Source organism: Luminiphilus sp. nBUS_16 (genome assembly GCF_051201645.1).
Classification (GTDB): Bacteria; Pseudomonadota; Gammaproteobacteria; order Pseudomonadales; family Halieaceae; genus Luminiphilus.
This window is the reverse complement of the sequence record NZ_CP179205.1, coordinates 1,448,142-1,467,485: the sequence shown is the minus strand read 5'-3', so window position 1 is coordinate 1,467,485 and position 19,344 is coordinate 1,448,142. Positions and strand designations below refer to the sequence as shown.

The 19,344-nt window shown below is 50.8% G+C and carries 15 protein-coding genes; 12 read left to right on the top strand and 3 right to left on the bottom strand.

Going from position 1 to position 19,344, the window contains the following annotated elements; all coding sequences use genetic code 11:
• The first annotated feature begins 131 nt into the window (after positions 1-131).
• The 12 genes from ACMAY6_RS06490 to ACMAY6_RS06435 all read left to right on the top strand — a co-directional run bounded on the left by ACMAY6_RS06490 (position 132) and on the right by ACMAY6_RS06435 (position 14,727).
• On the top strand, positions 132-1,022 hold the full coding sequence (locus ACMAY6_RS06490; RefSeq protein ID WP_435215479.1) for an alpha/beta fold hydrolase: 891 nt from the start codon (positions 132-134) through the stop codon (positions 1,020-1,022).
• Complete coding sequence (locus ACMAY6_RS06485) at positions 1,022-3,271, top strand: PQQ-dependent dehydrogenase, methanol/ethanol family (protein WP_435215477.1); 2,250 nt, start codon at positions 1,022-1,024, stop codon at positions 3,269-3,271. Before ACMAY6_RS06490 ends, ACMAY6_RS06485 begins: the two co-directional genes overlap by 1 nt.
• A 253-nt stretch (positions 3,272-3,524) precedes the next feature.
• Positions 3,525-3,722 carry a hypothetical protein gene (locus ACMAY6_RS06480; protein ID WP_435215476.1) on the top strand — a complete coding sequence of 66 codons (198 nt, stop codon included), beginning with the start codon at positions 3,525-3,527 and terminating at the stop codon, positions 3,720-3,722.
• Positions 3,723-4,070: 348 nt separating this feature from the next.
• The gene (locus ACMAY6_RS06475) at positions 4,071-4,835 is read left to right on the top strand and encodes a hypothetical protein (RefSeq protein ID WP_435215475.1); all 765 of its coding nucleotides are present in this window, start codon (positions 4,071-4,073) and stop codon (positions 4,833-4,835) included.
• A gap of 312 nt (positions 4,836-5,147) precedes the next feature.
• Entirely contained in the window at positions 5,148-6,467 is a 1,320-nt protein-coding gene (locus tag ACMAY6_RS06470) for an O-acetylhomoserine aminocarboxypropyltransferase (protein ID WP_435215473.1), read from the top strand.
• The gene (locus ACMAY6_RS06465; protein WP_435215471.1) at positions 6,464-7,252 is read left to right on the top strand and encodes an alpha/beta fold hydrolase; all 789 of its coding nucleotides are present in this window, start codon (positions 6,464-6,466) and stop codon (positions 7,250-7,252) included. Before ACMAY6_RS06470 ends, ACMAY6_RS06465 begins: the two co-directional genes overlap by 4 nt.
• Before the next feature lie 121 nt (positions 7,253-7,373).
• Positions 7,374-7,727, top strand: coding sequence for an arsenate reductase (glutaredoxin) (arsC, locus tag ACMAY6_RS06460; protein ID WP_435215470.1), 354 nt, complete (start codon positions 7,374-7,376; stop codon positions 7,725-7,727).
• Positions 7,728-8,259: 532 nt separating this feature from the next.
• The gene (locus tag ACMAY6_RS06455) at positions 8,260-10,176 is read left to right on the top strand and encodes a spermidine synthase (protein ID WP_435215468.1); all 1,917 of its coding nucleotides are present in this window, start codon (positions 8,260-8,262) and stop codon (positions 10,174-10,176) included.
• Positions 10,176-10,853, top strand: a complete 678-nt coding sequence (locus ACMAY6_RS06450; RefSeq protein WP_435215467.1) for a hypothetical protein — start codon at positions 10,176-10,178, stop codon at positions 10,851-10,853. The genes ACMAY6_RS06455 and ACMAY6_RS06450 overlap by 1 nt, the downstream gene beginning before the upstream one ends.
• A 17-nt stretch (positions 10,854-10,870) precedes the next feature.
• A complete protein-coding gene (speD, locus tag ACMAY6_RS06445; protein WP_435215465.1) occupies positions 10,871-11,254 on the top strand; it encodes an adenosylmethionine decarboxylase in 384 nt (127 codons plus the stop codon).
• Complete coding sequence (locus ACMAY6_RS06440; RefSeq protein WP_435215463.1) at positions 11,247-13,022, top strand: spermidine synthase; 1,776 nt, start codon at positions 11,247-11,249, stop codon at positions 13,020-13,022. The genes speD and ACMAY6_RS06440 overlap by 8 nt, the downstream gene beginning before the upstream one ends.
• A gap of 391 nt (positions 13,023-13,413) precedes the next feature.
• Positions 13,414-14,727, top strand: a complete 1,314-nt coding sequence (locus ACMAY6_RS06435; RefSeq protein WP_435215461.1) for a DEAD/DEAH box helicase — start codon at positions 13,414-13,416, stop codon at positions 14,725-14,727.
• Positions 14,728-15,077: 350 nt separating this feature from the next.
• Here ACMAY6_RS06435 and ACMAY6_RS06430 read toward each other — a convergent pair whose 3' ends face one another.
• From ACMAY6_RS06430 to ACMAY6_RS06420, 3 genes are all read right to left on the bottom strand, one after another.
• A complete protein-coding gene (locus ACMAY6_RS06430; RefSeq protein ID WP_435215460.1) occupies positions 15,078-16,478 on the bottom strand; it encodes a class I SAM-dependent methyltransferase in 1,401 nt (466 codons plus the stop codon).
• Positions 16,479-17,200: 722 nt separating this feature from the next.
• Positions 17,201-18,025 (bottom strand): TauD/TfdA dioxygenase family protein, encoded by an 825-nt coding sequence (locus ACMAY6_RS06425; protein WP_435215458.1) that lies wholly within the window; start codon positions 18,023-18,025, stop codon positions 17,201-17,203.
• 37 nt (positions 18,026-18,062) lie between these two features.
• Positions 18,063-19,253 carry a DUF1214 domain-containing protein gene (locus tag ACMAY6_RS06420; protein ID WP_435215456.1) on the bottom strand — a complete coding sequence of 397 codons (1,191 nt, stop codon included), beginning with the start codon at positions 19,251-19,253 and terminating at the stop codon, positions 18,063-18,065.
• Positions 19,254-19,344 lie beyond the last annotated feature (91 nt).

Sequence of the window (19,344 nt, the reverse complement as noted above, 5' to 3'; positions counted from 1 at the left end):
TGTGCTACAAAGGAGTTCATCGGGTCACGTCTCTTTTCGGCTGAAACACGACACGGGAGAGGAGAGGAAGATTTAGCCCGCATCTTTATAAATATAGAGGCAGTCAGCTACCTGCCCGGGGAGAGAATTAGATGTCCATCACTAGCAGGCTTTTCAGCCTGACGCTCTTTGTCGCCGCTATTACTACCTCCTTCCTCGGGGTTACCGCCTCAGCCTCATCACCGGATTATGGCAGCAATAACAAGGCCGGCGGCTTCTTTGCGGTCAATGGCATCGAAATGTATTACGAGATTTATGGCGCCGGAGAGCCTCTTGTGCTGATACACGGAAGCGGCCAAAGCATTGCTGATATGTCGGCGCAGATCAGCCATTTTGCGGCGAACTATCAAGTGATAGTAGCCGACAGCCGTGCTCATGGCAGATCGGGCATAACCGAAGAGCAGATGACCTACAAAATCATGGCCTCAGACTGGGTGGGACTCATTAACCACCTTCAACTGCCGCCAGTACGACTGATCGGATGGAGTGATGGTGGCAACATTAGCCTTGAGATCGCTCGCGCCTACCCCAATAACGTTGATCGTCTTGCAGTCATGGGTGCAAATCTGAGTCCCGATAAAAGTGCCGTACACAGTTGGGCAGTAGACTGGGTGATGGATTTTTCAACAGAGATAGACCGCCAGATCGCCGCCGGAAATACGGATCAAAACTGGACGGCACTTAAGCAACACTTTTATCTTCTCAGGGAACTACCCGATATGTCGCTAGCAGAGCTGGCCAGCATTGAAGCACCGGTATTAGTCATGGCGGGTGATAAAGATATTATTCGAGAAGAGCACACGGTGCTCATGTACCAAACATTGCCCAAGGCACACCTCGCTATTTTTCCCGGTGAAACCCACTTCACTCCTGCAACCGACCCAATACTCTTTAACACCACCGTTCAACGCTTTATGGAACAGCCTTACTCTCGACCAGAATCAAAAGATTTTATTTTTGGTGATCCTGAAGAGACGCATTAATGCGAGCCCTAACCACCCTGGTGTGTTGTTTGTTTCTCACTCTCGTAAGCGCCTGCGAAACATCAAACAACACCTCAGAAACGTCCATTCAAAACAACACAGTACCCAACCGCCAAGTTGCAGCCCAGAAACTCGACGACGAATCACCCCAACCCGGCAACTGGCTTACGGGGGGCGGTGATTTCCAACAGGCCTACTTCTCCCCCCTAGAACAAATCAATCGGAAGAACGTAGCTAAACTGGGTTACGCCTGGCATATCGACCTTCCCTCCGAACATGGCTATGAAGCGACACCACTAATGGTCGATGGTGTGCTGTACGGCAGTGGGCCCCAGGGCATTGCCTTTGCCGTTGACGCGTCGACTGGGGAATCGCTGTGGCAGTTTAATCCCGAAATCAATCCGCAATTCATGCGAAAAGTGTGTTGCGGTGTCGTAAACCGAGGCGTTGCAATCGCAGAAGAAACGCTGTTTGTTGCGGCGCTGGACGGCTACCTATTTGCCCTTGATAAAAATGACGGTGCCGTTGTTTGGCGCGCCGACACGTTCATCGATCGCAATCGAGGCTATACCATTACCGGTGCGCCCTACATTGCCAACGATCTCGTCATTATCGGTAACGCCGGCGCTGAGTTCGATGCTAGAGGCTATATCACGGCCTATGACATTTACACTGGCGAACTGCGCTGGCGCTTTTTTACCGTACCGGGCAGTCCCAACCCGCCTTTCGAACATCCCGAACTCGAGGTCGCCGCAACCACCTGGGACCCCGACAGTTTGTGGGAAGTCGGACTGGGCGGCACCGTTTGGGATGCTATGGCCTTCGACCCAGAACTCAACTTACTTTACGTGGGTACCGGCAACGCAGCACCCTATCCACGTAAATTAAGGAGCCCAGAAGGTGGCGATAATCTGTACCTTGCCTCCATTCTTGCTATAAACCCCGACAATGGACAGTTGGTCTGGCACTATCAAACGACTCCCGGTGACAACTGGGACTTCACTGCCACTCAAAAATTCATTCTTGCCACTTTAGACATTGGAGGTAGACCTCGTCAGGTCCTGATGCAGGCCCCGAAGAATGGCTTTTTCTATGTTCTAGATCGCGCTTCCGGCGAGCTCATTTCGGCTGAGCCCTACGCCCAAGTTAACTGGGCCAGCCACATTGACAGCGAGACTGGGCGTCCTGTTGAAACATCGCAGGCTGAGTATTTTTACGAACCAAAACTGATATTCCCCGGCCCCCAAGGTGCCCACAATTGGCAACCCATGTCTTACAACCCAGACAGCGGACTTGTCTATATACCGGTGAAGGAGGCTGGCGCGATTTGGACTATGCCAACTGAGTCGTTTACTTATCAACAAGGAGGGCTGAACAGCCACTCGCAGTATATTTTTACGACCCCCGGCGAATGGGGTTTAGACAGCGCCCTCGCCAAGACACTGCCCCCTTTAGAGGTGTTGGGCGCAGGACAACCCGACACCACTATTCGTGGGTTTTTAAGGGCTTGGAACCCCGTAACTCAGACGCTTGCTTGGGAGCGTGAAACGTCAGGACCCTGGATTGGCAACATGAACGCATTCTGGAACGGTGGTGGCGTACTCAGCACTGCAGGCGGCCTCGTCTTTCAGGGTCGCGGAACCGGTGAACTTGTAGCTTTAGATGCTGATACCGGTGAAACACTGCATCAAATAGTTGTTGGCGCAAGCATGATGGCCGCTCCTATGAGCTACAGCGTGGGGGGTATTCAGTACATCGCCCTGTTAACAGGAGTTGGTGGCGGCAATGGCAACGATTATGTACCCGGTATGGCCGCCTACACTTACGGCAACGCCGGACGAATGATTGCCTTTAAATTAAACGGCGGGGAAGTTCCGAAACGACCCGAAATACTTTACGCAGATACCAGCAAAGCACCTCCGGCAGTTCCCCGCCAAGGTTCCTCCGGACAAATAGCCAAGGGAGAGGCTTTGTTTTTGCGTAACTGCGCAAAATGCCACGCCAACATCGACGGTCGCGGTGCAGGAATACCTGATCTACGACGCATGAGCGGCGACACCCATAAGGCATTCGCACAGATCGTACTCGAAGGCACACTGGCAGAACGCGGCATGGGTAACTTCTCTGATTTATTGAATGCCGATCAAGTCGAGTCCCTACACGTGTATTTGATTGATGAGGCTTGGCGGTTATTTGATGAGGGTGTCCAAGGGGGCGAATGGCACGCTCCCGAGCAAGATCTTCCGTGAGCTTTAATGTGCCCGCAGCCAAGGTTTTAGCCACTGAGCAACCCTCGTAGAGGTTATCGGGGAACGTTCTGCAGCAGAAAATTCACCCTTAAGATGCGCTGGGCAGCAGCTCGAGCTGATATGTGCCGCACAACCGCAACCACGCCATACCCCGAGTTTGCGTCCAACTTTCGTTGATACTCATACTGCCGTAAAAGTTGCTGCTGCGTTGCTTGAAACGTAAGACTCTTCGAACACCCACCGGAGGTTTAAAATGACACGAAGAACCTACGAGTCAGACGGTAAGCACATTCAAACCGCCGACGACCTTGATGAGCTGGTGCATGATAAGCGTCAAGGCTGGCGAGCCAACCCCGCTAAAGCGCGGCGGCGCCAGCGTCGTTATAAAAAACGGCTTACCCACACACTGGCAGGCATGGACCATGCAATCGACAGCCCAGAAGTGGGTTAGTCCCCGCCGCGATTCACACTGCGATTTCAACTACTGTTGCGCTTCACTCTCCGAGCCTCGTGACTTTTCGAAACTCATCATTTGCCGCCGCCCATCATTTACCGACTCTTATCGCGATAAGCCCAACGCTTCAAAGACACATGACGCCTGCCCTGCCAACAGAAAAAACCCTCGAAACTTTATGTTTTTATTGAGGTGGGCACTTAAGTTTTCGCCATTTTGATGCCCGATTCACACTTCAATGGATGGTATTTGACAGACAAGCGGCGGCCTAGGTAGGGTTTTGAGTGTTTCAAGTTTGCAAAAATTTAGACCAACAAAACGATAAAAATAAACGAGGAAAAAACAATGCAAAATACCTTAAAAACCTTAGTTGCCGTTGGTGTAGCTGGCGTACTCCAAACACAAGCAGCACTGGCCGACCATCACATGCCCAGCGGCTTTGGTGGTACTGAACTTTACGGCTGCGAAATGAACGAGGGCAAAGCCCCGGCAGATCTTATGTCAGTTATTGGCGAGTGGAATGCCTGGTCGGACGAAAAGGGCATGACCGATTACTACGCCTGGGTTATGACCCCTGTATTCGGTTCTGACATTGACTTTGAGCGCACCGCATTTTGGTTCGGTTTTACCCCTGACTTTAAAGGTATGGGAAAAAGCCTAGATGCATGGTTTACCGAGGGAGCAGAACTCAACGCCAAATTTAACGAGGTTTGGACGTGCAGCGCACACATGGAATTTGCGTCGCTAATTGTACGTGGCGGCGGCGGTGAATCCTCCTCAGGTTATGCAAGTTTTAGCGACTGCACATTTCGTGAAGGCATGGAAATGGAAGACCTGATGGCGGCGCAGGCAACATACAACGCCTATCTGGATGAACAGGAAGTTCCCGGTGTCACCGTTTATCATCTACCGGGACACGGCAACCCCCAGGACGCTGGCTACGCAATGAAAATGTCAAACTGGGTCTCAGATTTGAGCACCTATGGCGAAAACTCTGAAAAGTACGTAAATCAGGGTGGCTGGAAAGTCCGACAGGATACGATCGGTAGCGTTGTCTCCTGCGACAGCCCTAGAATGTACACCGCGACACTCGTGCGCTCCGGCGACTAAAGGTGCCGCGGCAAGATGACACGCTCAATAAGCAGACCGGGGCTATAGCCCCGGTTTTTTTTGCCCGCCAAAATCCCCTTCAGTGCTTACCCTGCTAAGCCCCGCCTTTTATTTTTCTTGTGCATTGCTACCCCACCACTTTCTGAAGCAGTACAATCGACTTCCACAAAAGCCCCTGTCATCGAAAATCCACTTAAGACAATATGACGGGGCGATCGCCGCAGAAAGAGTTGAGCTCACTAACACCTACCTTAAATTTGAGCCCGGCTAGGCATTGCACAACGTTGTTCGATACGCACCAAGGAGAGTTCCATGTCAGCACCAGACTATCCAGGGCTAGACACCCTAGCATTACATGCAGGATCGCAACCCGACCCCGCTACAGGTGCCCGGGCCACACCCATCTATCAATCGGCCTCTTTCTGCTTCCCTGACTCCGACTACGCGGCCTCGCTCTTTAATATTGAGCGCGCTGGGCACGTCTACTCTCGACTCAGCAATCCAACAAATGCTGTGTTGGAGGAGCGAATCGCCGCTTTAGAGGATGGCGTAGGCGCTATTGCTACCGCGAGTGGTCAGGCCGCACTCACACTCGCCATCATGACGCTTATGGGCGCAGGGTCACATATCGTAGCGGCAGCCGCACTTTACGGCGGCAGTCATAATTTGCTGGCCTATACCCTACCCCGACTCGGCATTGAAACGACCTTTGTCGATGCGAGGGATCCGCAGGCGTTTGCAGCAGCGATTCAGGACAATACCCGAATGGTGTTTGCCGAGACCGTGGGCAACCCCGGACTAGACGTGCTAAACATTCCCGAGGTGGCGGCTATTGCACATCAAGCAGGACTTCCCCTGATGGTCGACTCCACTTTTACCACACCCTATTTGATCAAGCCCTTTGAACATGGGGCCGATATCATCATGCACTCCGCCACCAAATTTCTCAGTGGCCACGGCATTGTCATTGGCGGTCTGCTAGTAGATGGCGGACGCTTTGATTGGGACGCATCAGGCAAATTTCCAACCCTCACTGAACCCTATGCAGGCTTTCACAATTTGGTGTTCAGCGAAGAATTCGGTCCCGCCGCCTTCATTCAGCGTGCCCGCAAGGAGGGACTGCGCGATTTTGGGGCATGTATGAGCCCTACTACGGCATTTCATATTTTGCAGGGAGTAGAAACACTGGGTATTCGCATGCATCGTCATGTGGAAAATACCCGAGGTGTCGTTGAGTATCTAAGCCAGCAGGAACAAGTGAGCCGCGTGGGCTACCCGGAGTTAGAGGGGCACCCCGACCAACCACTCGCCACGACGCTATTGCCCAAAGGCTGCGGCGCGGTGTTCAGCTTTGACCTTGTAGGTGGTCGGGAAGCAGGTATTGCATTTGTCGATGCTTTAAATCTGTTTTCACACCTTGCCAATGTGGGTGATGCCAAGTCCTTGGTCATTCACCCAGCAAGCACGACCCACCATAGAATGGATGCCGCAGCACTGGCTGCCGGAGGCATCGGCGAGGGCACCATTCGCCTGTCGATCGGCCTGGAGGATCCAAAAGATTTAATCGCTGATTTAAAGCAAGGCTTGCGCGCCGCGGGTAAGGTTGCCGCCAAGCAATCGGTGACGCCATGAAAGTTACTATCGATGACAACAGCGTCTACTGCTATACAAATTCTCGCGATATCGACAGCGACAAGCCTTCGATCGTTTTTATTCATGGCTCAGGGATGGATCACACGGTCTGGACCTTAGCCGCTCGCCACTTCGCTCGTCACGGTAACAATGTGATTGCGGTTGATTTACCGGGGCATGGGCGTTCAAGCGGAGCACCACTGCAAAGCATTCCCGCAATGGCAGACTGGCTGGAGAAAGTTCTCAACGCCCTCAAAGTTGACGTCACTGCAGTGGTTGGCCACAGCTTAGGCAGTTTAATTGCTCTGGACTTTTCCGCGAGGTACGCCACCCGCGCCCGGGCGTTGGTTATGGTTGGTACCATCGTGCCCATGCCAGTCTCCGGTGCCATACTCGACGCCTGTAAGAGCAACGATCATGCGGCTTACGACATGCTGACGCAGTATGGACTCAGCAAACGGCATCAATATGGCGGCAATCGCAGCTCCGGTATATGGATGGTCGGTAGCTCCCTCAGGCTCTACGAGCGATCGCAACCCGGTGCACTGTATTACGACATGAATGCTTGTAACGAATATCAAAGCGGCCTAGAGCGCGCATCGGCGGTCGAATGTCCTGTACTCATGGTGCTGGGGAGTGAAGATCGCCTGACTCCTGTGCGTGGCACAGGTCCGCTACAAGAAGCCTTTCATAAACTAGAAGTGAGCGTACTACAAGGAGCAGGACACACGCTTATGATGGAGGCTCCTAATGCGCTCTTGGATGCTCTGCATCGAGCTCTTTAAACCACCACGTGCCGTCAATAGATTGATTACTGCAGGCAATGGTGCTGGCAATGACTCTGCGGCGCCGTCGGCCTCTCTATCAAATCGGTACAGATAGCGAGACTACAGAGGTTCAACGTCTATGAAGAACATTACCATTTGGCATAATCCAAGGTGCTCAAAGTCGCGGCAAGCCCTCGCCCTGCTTGAAAGTGCGGGTGTCACCCCAGAAATTGTGAAGTATCTCGAAAATCCGCCAACAACGACTGAACTCGAAACGACTTTGAAGAAACTGCAATGCCGGCCTGCTCAACTCGTGCGCCGCGGCGAAGCCATATTCAAAACTCTGGCGTTGTCTGAAAAAAATTCAGATCAGGAATGGATCAACGCAATGGCAAACAACCCCATTCTTATCGAACGCCCCATTATCATAAGCGACGATCGAGCTGTGATTGGCAGGCCGCCAGAAAATGTCCATGGGCTGCTAGAGCCTTAGTTGCGCCTCAGAGAAAGCCGCGTTCCATAGGAACTCGCGCCTGAACCGTAAATTGCGCTCCATCGTCATCTAAGGCTTTTTACACGAGGGCCCTCGATTACCGCTTCTTAATTCAGCTCAGGTTGACTTAAAACCCAGCAGTGCGGACCTGACGGACACCGCTAGAAAATAGCGGCGCCATCGGCACGGTTGAGACACAGCTCGCCGGGGCCATTCATACGTTCATTTTTAATATCGAACAACAGAAACTCCCAACGAGACGTTCAGCTTGGCACAGGGAGTGGCGCGTTTTTGTCGCACCTCAATTGCCCCGCACCCTTTTATTAAAACCTGCTCCGCGGACAGTTGATATTTGCCACGCCGCGCCCACGAGCGTGTTAGGCTGCACTTCGTTTCAGCTAATTCACTAGTCATGCTCGCGTTTGCACTTACCATATTTACTTCTGCATTCTTGCTGTTTCAGATTCAACCTCTGATCACAAAATTCATTCTCCCTTGGTTCGGCGGAGGCACCGCGGTCTGGGCAGTTTCGATGTTATTTTTCCAATCTTGTCTCGTTGCAGGCTACGGCTACGCCCACCTATCGGTCAGGTATTTAGGTCTACAACGGCAAACCCAGTTACATATTGTTTTTTTATTGCTGGCCCTGATACAAATCCCCATTTCCCCCTCAGAACTCCATGAATTCGATGCAGCACAAAACCCAACGCTGCAAATTTTGAGCCTTCTCATTCGAACCATCGGCGTTCCATTTTTTGTGTTGTCGGCCACGGCACCGCTGATACAAGCCTGGGCGAGCGGAATAAAAGCAACGACCAATCCCTACCGCCTTTACGCATTGTCTAATGTCGCGGCGTTGGCAGCGCTGTTGAGCTACCCGTTTATCATCGAACCCATGTTCAACCGGCAACTGCAGGCGCAAGCATGGTCTATTACCTTTGCGGTTTTTATTGCGCTCTGCATCTACTGCGCTTTCGCCACTGCGTCGCGGTCTAAAACTCATGCCCCGGCACCGTCAAGAAGTGGTGATAACACACCCCGTGTGCCCATCGTTTCGTGGCTGCTTTGGCTCATGCTTCCGGCGACCGCGGTAACGCTATTGTTGAGTGTGACGAATCAACTCACCCGCGATCTTGTTTCGATACCCTTCTTATGGGTATTGCCATTAAGCGTTTATTTACTCACCTTTATCATTGCCTTCGACAACGAGCGTTGGTATCGCCGCAGGCTGTTTCTACCCCTTTTTGCCTTGAGTCTTGCCTGGATCCTTTACCTATTGCTTGGTGAAGCACTTAATGTCACTTGGACGATTATCGTTTTCATGTTCGCACTATTTGTCTTGTGTATGGTCTGCCACGGAGAGTTGTACCGTTTAAGGCCCACAGCAAATCAACTGACCGGCTATTACCTCATGGTGGCGCTGGGAGGGGCTTTAGGGAGTGCCCTTGTGTCTGTGCTAATGCCAATAATTAGTGATCGCTATATTGAGTTACAAATTGCCGCATCGATGGCAACAATATTGGTAGTTCTGCTTTTAATGAAACACGTTAACGTCAAAGTGTCGCTGACTGCTGGCATTCCAATCCAAGTCGCACTGGCAATTGGCGCTAGTTTTATTGTTTTGGTGTTTGTTCACTCTGCGCGTGACGAGGAGCCAGACATCGTCTATCAGGCCCGCAATTTTTATGGAGTGTTAACCGTCGGGCGAGATAATGCTGGCACTTCTGATGAGTTTTTGTGGTTGCGCAACGGCAATAGCTATCACGGCGCACAGGCCACAACAGCGCCAGAAAAGTTGTTGCCGATAACCTACTACTCCCCCGGAAGCGGGATCGATATGGCGATGAGCTTTTCAGCAGGACAGCCCAAAAGACGCATAGGGATGATTGGCTTGGGTATTGGCACCGCAATCAGTTACGCAGGAGCGCAAGACTCGGTAAAAGTTTATGAGATCAACCCTGATGTTGTGGAAATCGCTCAACGCCATTTCACCTACCTTGCAGATACAACTGCGGACGTAAAACTCGTTTTGGGGGACGCCCGACTTTCGCTAGAAAAGGAGCTTCCGCAAGCTTTCGATATTTTTGTCCTTGACGCTTTCTCTAGCGATGCAATTCCCGTTCATTTATTGACTCGAGAGGCTTTTGAGCTATACCTGAAACACCTTACACCTGATGGTATTATCGCCGTGCTTATTTCAAGCTGGCATTTCGATTTCCAGCCTTTACTCACGGAAATGGGAAAGACGCTTGGCTTGAAAACTGTGCTCGTAACAAACGCCTCCAATAGTGCACAGCAATGGGGCTCCCGTTGGATGATTTTGACGAAAAACGATCAATTTATGTCACAGGAATTTATTCAATTACAGAAGCAACGAATGCCCGACAACATGGGCAATGTGCGCCTGTGGACTGATGAATTCTCGAGTCCATTCCAGTTGTTGAAGTAATGATCTACTCCCTCACATTTGTGCTCGCTTTTTGCAGCATCGTCTACGAGCTTTTGCTGGGGCAGGCACTCAGTGCGTTTCTAGGGAACACAGTTCTTAGATATAGTGTCACCATCGGTCTTTACATGATGTCACTCGGCATAGGGTCAATGATTGCGGAAGGCCGGTTCGTGGCTCGTCCCGCTGTTGCCCTACTGCGTGTCGAGACGCTCCTGACCTTATTCGGCGGCGGCTCTGTGGTGCTTCTCTTTTTTATCGATAGCACCGGTGCAACAGGAATCACGCTCTCGATAACCGCGCATTTACTCATCATAATTATCGGTGTCCTATCGGGCTTTGAAATTCCTTTGCTCATCGCGCTGAAAAATCTGGACGCCGAGTATCGTGATAACGCCATTATTGGCATCAATTATTTGGGCGCTTTTTTGGGCACCATGACCTTCGCGTTCATCCTCTACCCATATGTAGGCTTGATATCTACGGCATTTATCGTAGCTCTTCTTAACGCAGCCGTCGGCATGTTGCTAATGCTGCAAAAAAAGCATGTTTCAGCATCAGACCTACCTCACTTTCATGGCATGCTAGTCATTGTATCCACCTTGGCCTTGGTGCTCGTTTACTATTTGATTATGGCCGATCACATCAGTGAGCTGGTTCTACAAGCATATTTAAATTAAAGGAGAGGAACGCATTGTTGGGCTCGACGAAAACCTACGGTGATCACTTTCTGGTGGACCTTCATGGGTGTAACGCCTCGGTTATTGGGGGCGTTGAGCCAACTCAAGAGGCGCTTCTTGCAGCCGCAAAACGCTGCGGCTCGACAATCATCAAATATTTCTTCCATCAGTTTTCACCCACCGGAGTCAGCGGGGTCATCTTAATCGCTGAGTCGCATTTTAGCGTCCACACCTGGCCCGAAAACAATTTTGTCGCTGTGGATATTTATACCAGTGGCGAGGTGATGCAACCCGATATTGCAATCACTTTTCTGCAAGACGCGTTTAACGCGGGACGGGTAGAAGTCGTGAGGGTCACTCGAGGTCGAATAAAAGCTGATGCAGTGCAAGATCATGAATAATCTGACAGCATCGCCACGAATGATTTACACCGCCACACTAATTCTTGCGGCCTGCAGTCTTTTGTATGAGTTATTGATCGCACAGGCTCTCGCCACATTCGCAGCCAACACAGTGACCTGGTACAGCGTGACCGTGGGCTTATACCTTGCTGGCATGGGTTTAGGGGCGCTGCTGCATGACCAACACCCCACCGCAAACCATTGGACAAGATTTTTCAAGGTTGAAGTCGCGCTGAGTGCCGCAGGCGCGATTGCTGTGCCGCTTCTGCACTTTAGTCATACCGGTGCTTTATTACTCGAGGTATACAGACTTAGCTTTCTAGGGCACGTTTTGTTCTTTGGCACTGGGTTTCTCTTAATCACGACTATTGGCATCTTGACCGGTTTTGAACTCCCGCTGCTAATTGATCTTGCCAATGCTGCTGCGGGCAAAAAGCGCCTGACGAATCGAGTACTGGCGTCAGACTATACGGGATCTTTGCTGGGTGGCTTGGCATTCCCGTTATTACTAGTACCAAACCTAAGTCTAGTCGCTATCGGGCTGATCGCCGCCACCCTCAATATTTTTCTGGCGATTCTTGCTTTGTATTTCTTTCTACCGAAACTTCATCGATGTTCGTTAAGATTCATCGTCAGTGGAGCATTAGCACTTATGCTCGGTCTGGGATTGAACTTCGCGCCACCTCTGGAGCGTTATTTTACAAAGCTATACTATTTTTATTGGGATCAGTCCGAGGACTTCAAGCAACTCTTTGCTTCCATGGATAACGCAGAGGATGTGTTTCGCGTTCGATCCCCCTATCAAAGAATTGACCTGGTTCATGACAAGGACGGCTCCGAGCCAAGCTCTATCGATGACTTCTACTCTAGCAAGTTTGTAGATAATCCACTGCAGCCCAAAAATTACGCGCTGTTTCTCAATGGCGACTTCCAGCTGGCCTCAAACTACGAAGAGTATTACCACGAATTTTTCGCGCATATTCCCATCATGACAAATGGCGCAGTGCCCCGTCGTGTTTTGGTGATGGGTGGTGGCGACGGATTGCTGCTCCGCGAGTTGGTAAAATATCTGGACATTAAAACCATCGTACATGTTGACCTTGATCGTGAACTGATTGACCTAGCAACCACCCACCCAGTCTTGTTAGCAATGAATGAGGGGTCATTAAGCGACCCACGAATTACGAGGCACTTTGATGATGCCTATCGCTTCATCCGCAACAGCAGTGATCGATTTGACGCTATCTACCTAGATTTTCCGGACCCCAGAGATTACAACCTATCTAAGCTATATAGCCGAGAGTTCTATCACTTCGTGCGCCAGCGGTTGACGAGCGATGGCTTCATCGCACTTGATTCCCCTGGCTTAAGGCACAACAAGGAAAGGCGGGAGATCTATACCAGTACCCTTGCGGCCGCCGGATACAAGTTTGTTACGCCCTATATATCAAAAATTGAAACTATCAATGAAGCAGCTTATGAGTTTTTACTGACTTCCGGGTTCGAAGAGGAAAAAGCCCGGAGATTATTGGCTAACCACGCTGCTTCTATACGGCTTGGTTTTATCACCGCGCGTGATCACTGGCCTGATAGACCCATTTATCAAGATCCTCGCGTCAAGCTCCACGTGATTAACGATACCCGTTTGTATCTGACTTTACGTAATCTAATTCCGTCGTTGCCTCCTACAGATCCAGATAAGATTAACTCGATCTTTAGACCAACGTTGCCATCAGGAAATATCTGGCATGTACGCGATCCTTGGTGAACGCAGTAATAAGCTAGGGACCTAGCCGGACTAACACCATGTCAAACGTCATAGACCCACTCGCAGTAGCCTTGCACGGTGACCGGATACGGTTTTTTTCACGAAATAAATTGCGGTCATGCCACGGCTAGTCGACGAATTGACATATACTTAGCCGCGAGCAAGCAAGCCGGCATCAAGACCCACCTGAACAATCCATAGGCCTTTGCGCAGCGACTTTTATTTTGCCTATGACAGGCACATGAAAGGCGTTAGTCAAAAAAACATTATTGTGATTTCGCCTAAAGCCTATGCCCTTTTTGTGCGTTTGTGATGCCAATGCATCAGCAAGTTGCGAAACGCCTAGCGCATTACACCCTTGGTTTGAGTCCCACTGATAAAATGAGACCGTATGAGCTTTTCTACCCTAGGTTTATCTGAACCACTACTCAAGGCTGTTGCCGACGAAGGCTACAGTGCGCCGTCTCCCATTCAGGCGCAGGCTATCCCTGCGGTGCTAGAGGGCCGTGACGTTATGGCCGCAGCACAAACTGGTACGGGGAAAACTGCAGGCTTCACCCTACCGCTGCTACACGGCCTATCTAGAGGACAACCCGCGAAAGCAAATCAAGTGCGAGCACTTGTTTTAACGCCAACGCGCGAGTTAGCGGCTCAGGTGGCGGAAAGTGTCGAGACCTACGGGAAATACTTAAACCTTCGCTCTGCGGTGGTTTTTGGTGGCGTCAAGATTAACCCACAAATGATGCGGCTACGTAAGGGCGTCGATATCTTAATTGCTACGCCCGGACGACTATTAGACCTGTATCAACAAAATGCGATGTCCTTTCAGAAGCTTGAAGTTCTCATTCTGGATGAAGCAGACCGTATGCTCGACATGGGTTTTATTCACGATATTAAGAGAATATTAAAAGCCCTACCGCAAAAACGACAAAACTTGATGTTTTCTGCAACTTTTTCTGAGGACATTCGCGATCTTGCCAAGACCATTGTAAGCAACCCCGTAGAAATTTCTGTAACACCGAGAAATAGCACGGCGGTGAGTGTGACCCAGTGGATACATCCGGTTGATAAAAATCAGAAACGACATTTGTTAGTTGAGCTTATTAACCAGCATAAGTGGGAACAGGTGCTCGTTTTCAGCCGAACCAAGCGCGGTGCAAACCGGTTGGCGGAGTTTCTAGAGAAAAAAGACATTCAAGCAGCCGCAATTCACGGCAATAAAAGTCAGGGCGCGCGCACTAGGGCACTAAGCGAATTCAAGTCGGGCAAATTACGGGTCTTAGTAGCCACCGATATCGCAGCTCGGGGCCTTGATATTGAACAACTCCCCCAAGTGGTAAACCTCGACTTACCCGAGGTAGCTCAAGATTATGTTCATCGCATAGGCCGCACGGGACGGGCGGGAGCCACAGGCCAAGCAATATCACTCGTAAGTGCTGATGAAGCCCAACTACTGCAAGATATTGAGCGATTGATTCAAACGCTGCTTCCTAGAGAACTCGTCGAGGGCTATGAACCGGAAAATAAGCTCCCCGAACTTGCGTTACGGCCCCCGGCCAAACCAAAAAAACCTAAGAAACCTAAAGCACAGCGTCACGCGGGCAGCTACGTTGACGGCAGTAAATCGTCCGACAAGGATAGTCGCCGGCCTCCAACGTCAGGCGATCCATGGAAACGGCGACGCAGTCACAACAAGGCCCGCTAACGTTACCGGACCAACTCGCCCGATATCAGCTCACAGCCAACCTCAGATTCATTGCTGTCATATCAAGCACCGAAAGGCATATAGTCACTGCCATTTTTACGACAAACTAAAATGAGAAGCGTGTTTTAGATACCTCACGAAGCACCCCACTGAGCAATCTACAGCCCTTGGACCTCAGGCACAGAAAGCGCTTACCGGCCCTCTTACCGGCGATAGGGCTACCTAGGTGCTCTGTCGTCGGTTGTGTGCAATGCCCAAAACCTCTTTGCACAACGAACGAAAAAGCCTACTGGATCCGATCGGCAATTACCTCTTCCAAACACCAGTGCTTTTTCGCGAGGCCTTATCTACTAAGAGAAGGCAAGCTGTCTTAAAACAAAACCAAGTTGTCGTGCGTCATTCTCAGGTGTAAACACATCACTATTGGACACTTTCAAGTGAAGGCGCTCCGACTCTTTGATTGAAACGGGCACCTGAAAGCGAAACATGCCACCACCGACTTCCTGCTCAAGGATGGTGCTCCCTGATACCGTCAAGCTTACGGTAGATGGCCCAGCATCATCGGGCCGCCATCCTTCCAGAGCCACACTGGAGAGATCTTGTGTCGCTAACAGTCCTACGTCGAGATTTCGTCCTACCCAGCCGTCATTGAAGTAGCCTCTTGCACTGGATGTTTGTCTGACGCCAGCCACATCAAGGTCGTTGAACACCTGGGGGGATGACGGTTTGTGCTTAAAGCCCACAAAAATGTCACGCCATATTCCAGCCTCTCCCGCTGGATGCACCTCTATGGTGTCAAATAAATTGGAGGATTCCATGAGATTCAGGACCCAATCTCTGTCTATCTCTGCGGGACGATCTAGGATCTTATCTTTGTATATAGCCTCTTCGGTGTAGCCCATTTCAACAACACAGATCTCATTGGTCTTATTGAATATCTGGTCAAAGCATTTTAACCCAGCTTCATAACCTTGCTGTGCCATCACCCACTGAATAGTTGCAAAGGTGCTAATTACGTCGAACTTTTCCTCAAGCTTCTCGAGATAAGTAAGGGCGTTCTCTTGGGTATACCTAATGTCCTGCCCTTTTGAGCGAGCTACTCGCGACGCCCATTGAATAAAGTCAGCACTAACGTCCACACCTGCGGCAGCAAATCCATGGGATGACATGCCATCAGAAAAGAAACCCGAGCAACACCCAACATCAATGAAGCTGGGCTGATTAACTGAATGGGCCAGCTTCGTCTGCAGTGTTTCGCAACGGCTTACCGCTTCCAAGATAATATGAATGCGGCTGGGGCAATCATTTCTCACCAATTCCCAGCCCGACATATCAATATCGTAGAAGGGTTGGTAGGTGTGTAGATCACCTGGGAAAGGTTCCGCGTCCTTAACAACTTCGAGCAATTGCTGTATTTCTTGGTTCATCGTTTCCTCATAGCATCGACGACAAAAGTGGGTTGGGTAGACTAGATCTTTATCATAGATCACATGAGTAGATGTAACGGCTCCGCAAGCACAAGGGACTGACAAATGTATGTGCTCGAACTCTTGCTCACTTAATAGGGAAAGCTGAGCCCCAGACGGTGTGCCGATCAAAATATCAACGCCACGCTTTGATGCTTCACACCAGCTATCCACTATTTCGGCACCAAAGTATTGGGCCTCATCGAACACCAACATAGTAGAAGGGGCAGCTTTCGCTAAAATGGATTTGGCATCCGTTGTGTTTACTACGTGGTCAATCAACATTCCTAAGCTGCTATCGCGACAACCCATGAATGCGCCCGGCCGAACGTTTTGCCTTCGGGTGAGCTCCTTGTGCTCGTTCGACAAAATTAACTCAACCGAGTCTCCTAGCGCTTTACGTTTGATCGACGCAGAAATGATTGCACTACTCTTTCCTGACGCAGGCAAACCTGTATAAACGCGTAATGTAATGACTTTTTCTCCGTTGGCGCGGTGCGGGAGATTACCACATAATTCTGTTTTAACTAACTGCAATCCTGACCCCGCGCCTGACTACTCCACACTGATAACTTTCGATCAATACCAAATCGCCCAAGTCAAAATAGAAGCCCCAAACCCTACTTTCGCGCCCGATGGGTCCGTGCTGCAGGGAACTGAGAATCCTTAAAAAAACGCGGCGTTTGGCCAACCAATTCAAAAACCCCATCAGCACCGATGATCTAAAACGCCTAGGTCAGTAGTTGAAGTAAAAAGAAATATACTGCGCCAACCCCCTGCCTAATGACGAGAGTTCACCCTTCTGTTGACTTTTGCTTCTTGCTTAGCTTTACCACTGACTATGTGAAGCGGCCATTACCCCTTCGATCTCGCCTGCGCAGGTGGCTCTTGGCGTGCCGGCGATAAGGGCAATACCGCTTTGGCTTTGGCTTTGGCTTTGGCTTTGGCGTCAACATTCGCATCGGAAACACTGACCGCTACCGCTGTCCAATAGATCCTTGTGGCTATCAGCCCCCACGTCGGTCGTTGTTAATCGTCACACGCTGCATATGCCGTTTGTTGGGCAGGTAATCGCAAACCGCATAATGCTGGGTTATGCGATTATCCCAAATTGCTACTGAATCGTTCTCCCAACGGAATCTGACCTGAAATTCAGGTCGACGAACGTATTGATACAAATATTGTAAAACCTCATCACTAGAGCCCTGTGTGAGATCAACGATATTCCGAGTGAAGGATTGATTAACGTTAAGGTACTTTAGGCCCGTTACAGGGTGGGTTGCGATAACGGGATGAACCGCCGAACCCACTTCAGCGAGAGCCTCATCTACCGCGGCCACCCCACCTTTTCGCAAGTAATCGTTGCGAAAAGTCCCCATGTCGTGGATCGCATACAGACCCTCGAGGTCACTTTTCCAACCAGCAGATAAGCTGTCGTAAACGGCACTCATGCTTGCCCAGAGCGTGTCTCCACCCACAGTGGGCACTTCAACTGCACGCAAAATGCTTGCGAACACAGGCTCAGCCCTAAACGTTAAATCTTTGTGCCAATCGTCGGTATCCGGTGCGCTGTTACCCTCATTACAAAGCTCAACAATGCTCTGATAACCCTCAACATGGGGATACACCGGATGGCCCGGATCAACTTCCCCGAAGCTCTCAGCTAACGCAAGATGTTGGCGTGGACTCAGATTTTGCTGCCGAAAAAAAAGAACTTGATGGCGCATGAGACCGTCATAGAGCGCGCCCGCTACATCATTAGGCAGGTCAGCACCCAGGTCGATGCCCTGTACCTCGGCACCTAGACGCGTTGTGAGCGGACTAAACTGCATTAAATCTGCCTTTTACTGGAGAAAAATCGAGCTTAAATCACTGTTCGAAATTGGCAAGCTTTACCAGTCGCACGGTAGGAGGCTCACTTTCAATCACTCTTTGGTAGCGAATTGCCAGCAACCCCTCGTCACTACCGGCAGTGTTTAGCCAGTTACCCGACAGCGGCCTTTGTGACGAGATAATCACGGTATATCGCCCTTCTGAAATTTGGATCTGGCGGTGATTTAGTGCGGTTTGATGCGTTTCGTAGTCTAACGACTGTAGCCAGCGATTTTGCAGAGACACTGACCAATAAGCGGCGTTCGGTACGGCGCCCTCGACAATCAGTGCCTCACCCTCCTCCAATTTATACCAACCACCGAGATATTCATTGTCGGGGGTTGGATAAAACACGCCGCCAAAATCTGGACTGTAATCCCGAGGTGGCTCAATTGAGTTCGGCGTTTGAGACATCATCTGTGCGAGGGTAACGGTTCCGTGCAGAGTATTGCTAAAAAATTCGGCTGCTTGACGCAGGCCGACCGACAGGCCTACGGGGTCTGCCGCCTCTTTGGGGGCTGCCGATAGATTTCGAATCTGCAATGTTGCTTTAGCCGCTTGATCACGATCATGAAAATACTGCCGCACCATAATAAGATGCGCATCATCGTCCATCGCCAACCAGTTACCTGTGGCGCCCTCAGGACGAGTGCCGCTAACTGAGACCTTAAAATTGCCTTGAGCATCGAACGCAATATCATCGTGGGTCAAATGGCCAGACACGCGGTTCCAGCCGTTAACATGGCGCCCGTAAAGCGTCAGCCCCACGTAATCAGCATCACCTCGATGGCCACTGATCACATAGTGGTGCTCTGAAGAAACCTCTGCCGAGAGATAGATCGCATCGGGACTGTCACCGAGGAACTTGCGGTAGCCGCTCATCCAATCGGTAAGCTGCGGCTGGGTCTTACTACCGCGAGTCAGCTTCATCTCTAAAGATGCCGATGCCAACTCGGCGATGTAGGCCAGTCCATCATGTCGTGCTTTCGCGTCAGGGGCAGATTCAACAACTAACGCCCCACCCGCTTCAAGACTAGCCGTAAATTCTCGCCATGCCTGCGCCGCTTCACTGTCCATGGCCCAGTCTGCGGGTGGCAGTTCAACGACACGGTGGGTTTGGAGAGTGCCAAACACGTAGCCAACGCTTACAGCGATAAAGATGCCCAACACCAAAAGAAGCTTGCTCACAACCGGTCCCCCCCATCGACTTCGCGCCTGATTTAGCGCTTGCGGCCCCTTTAGCGGCTAAGCTGGCCTTAAAGTATCCCGAGCAGCCCAC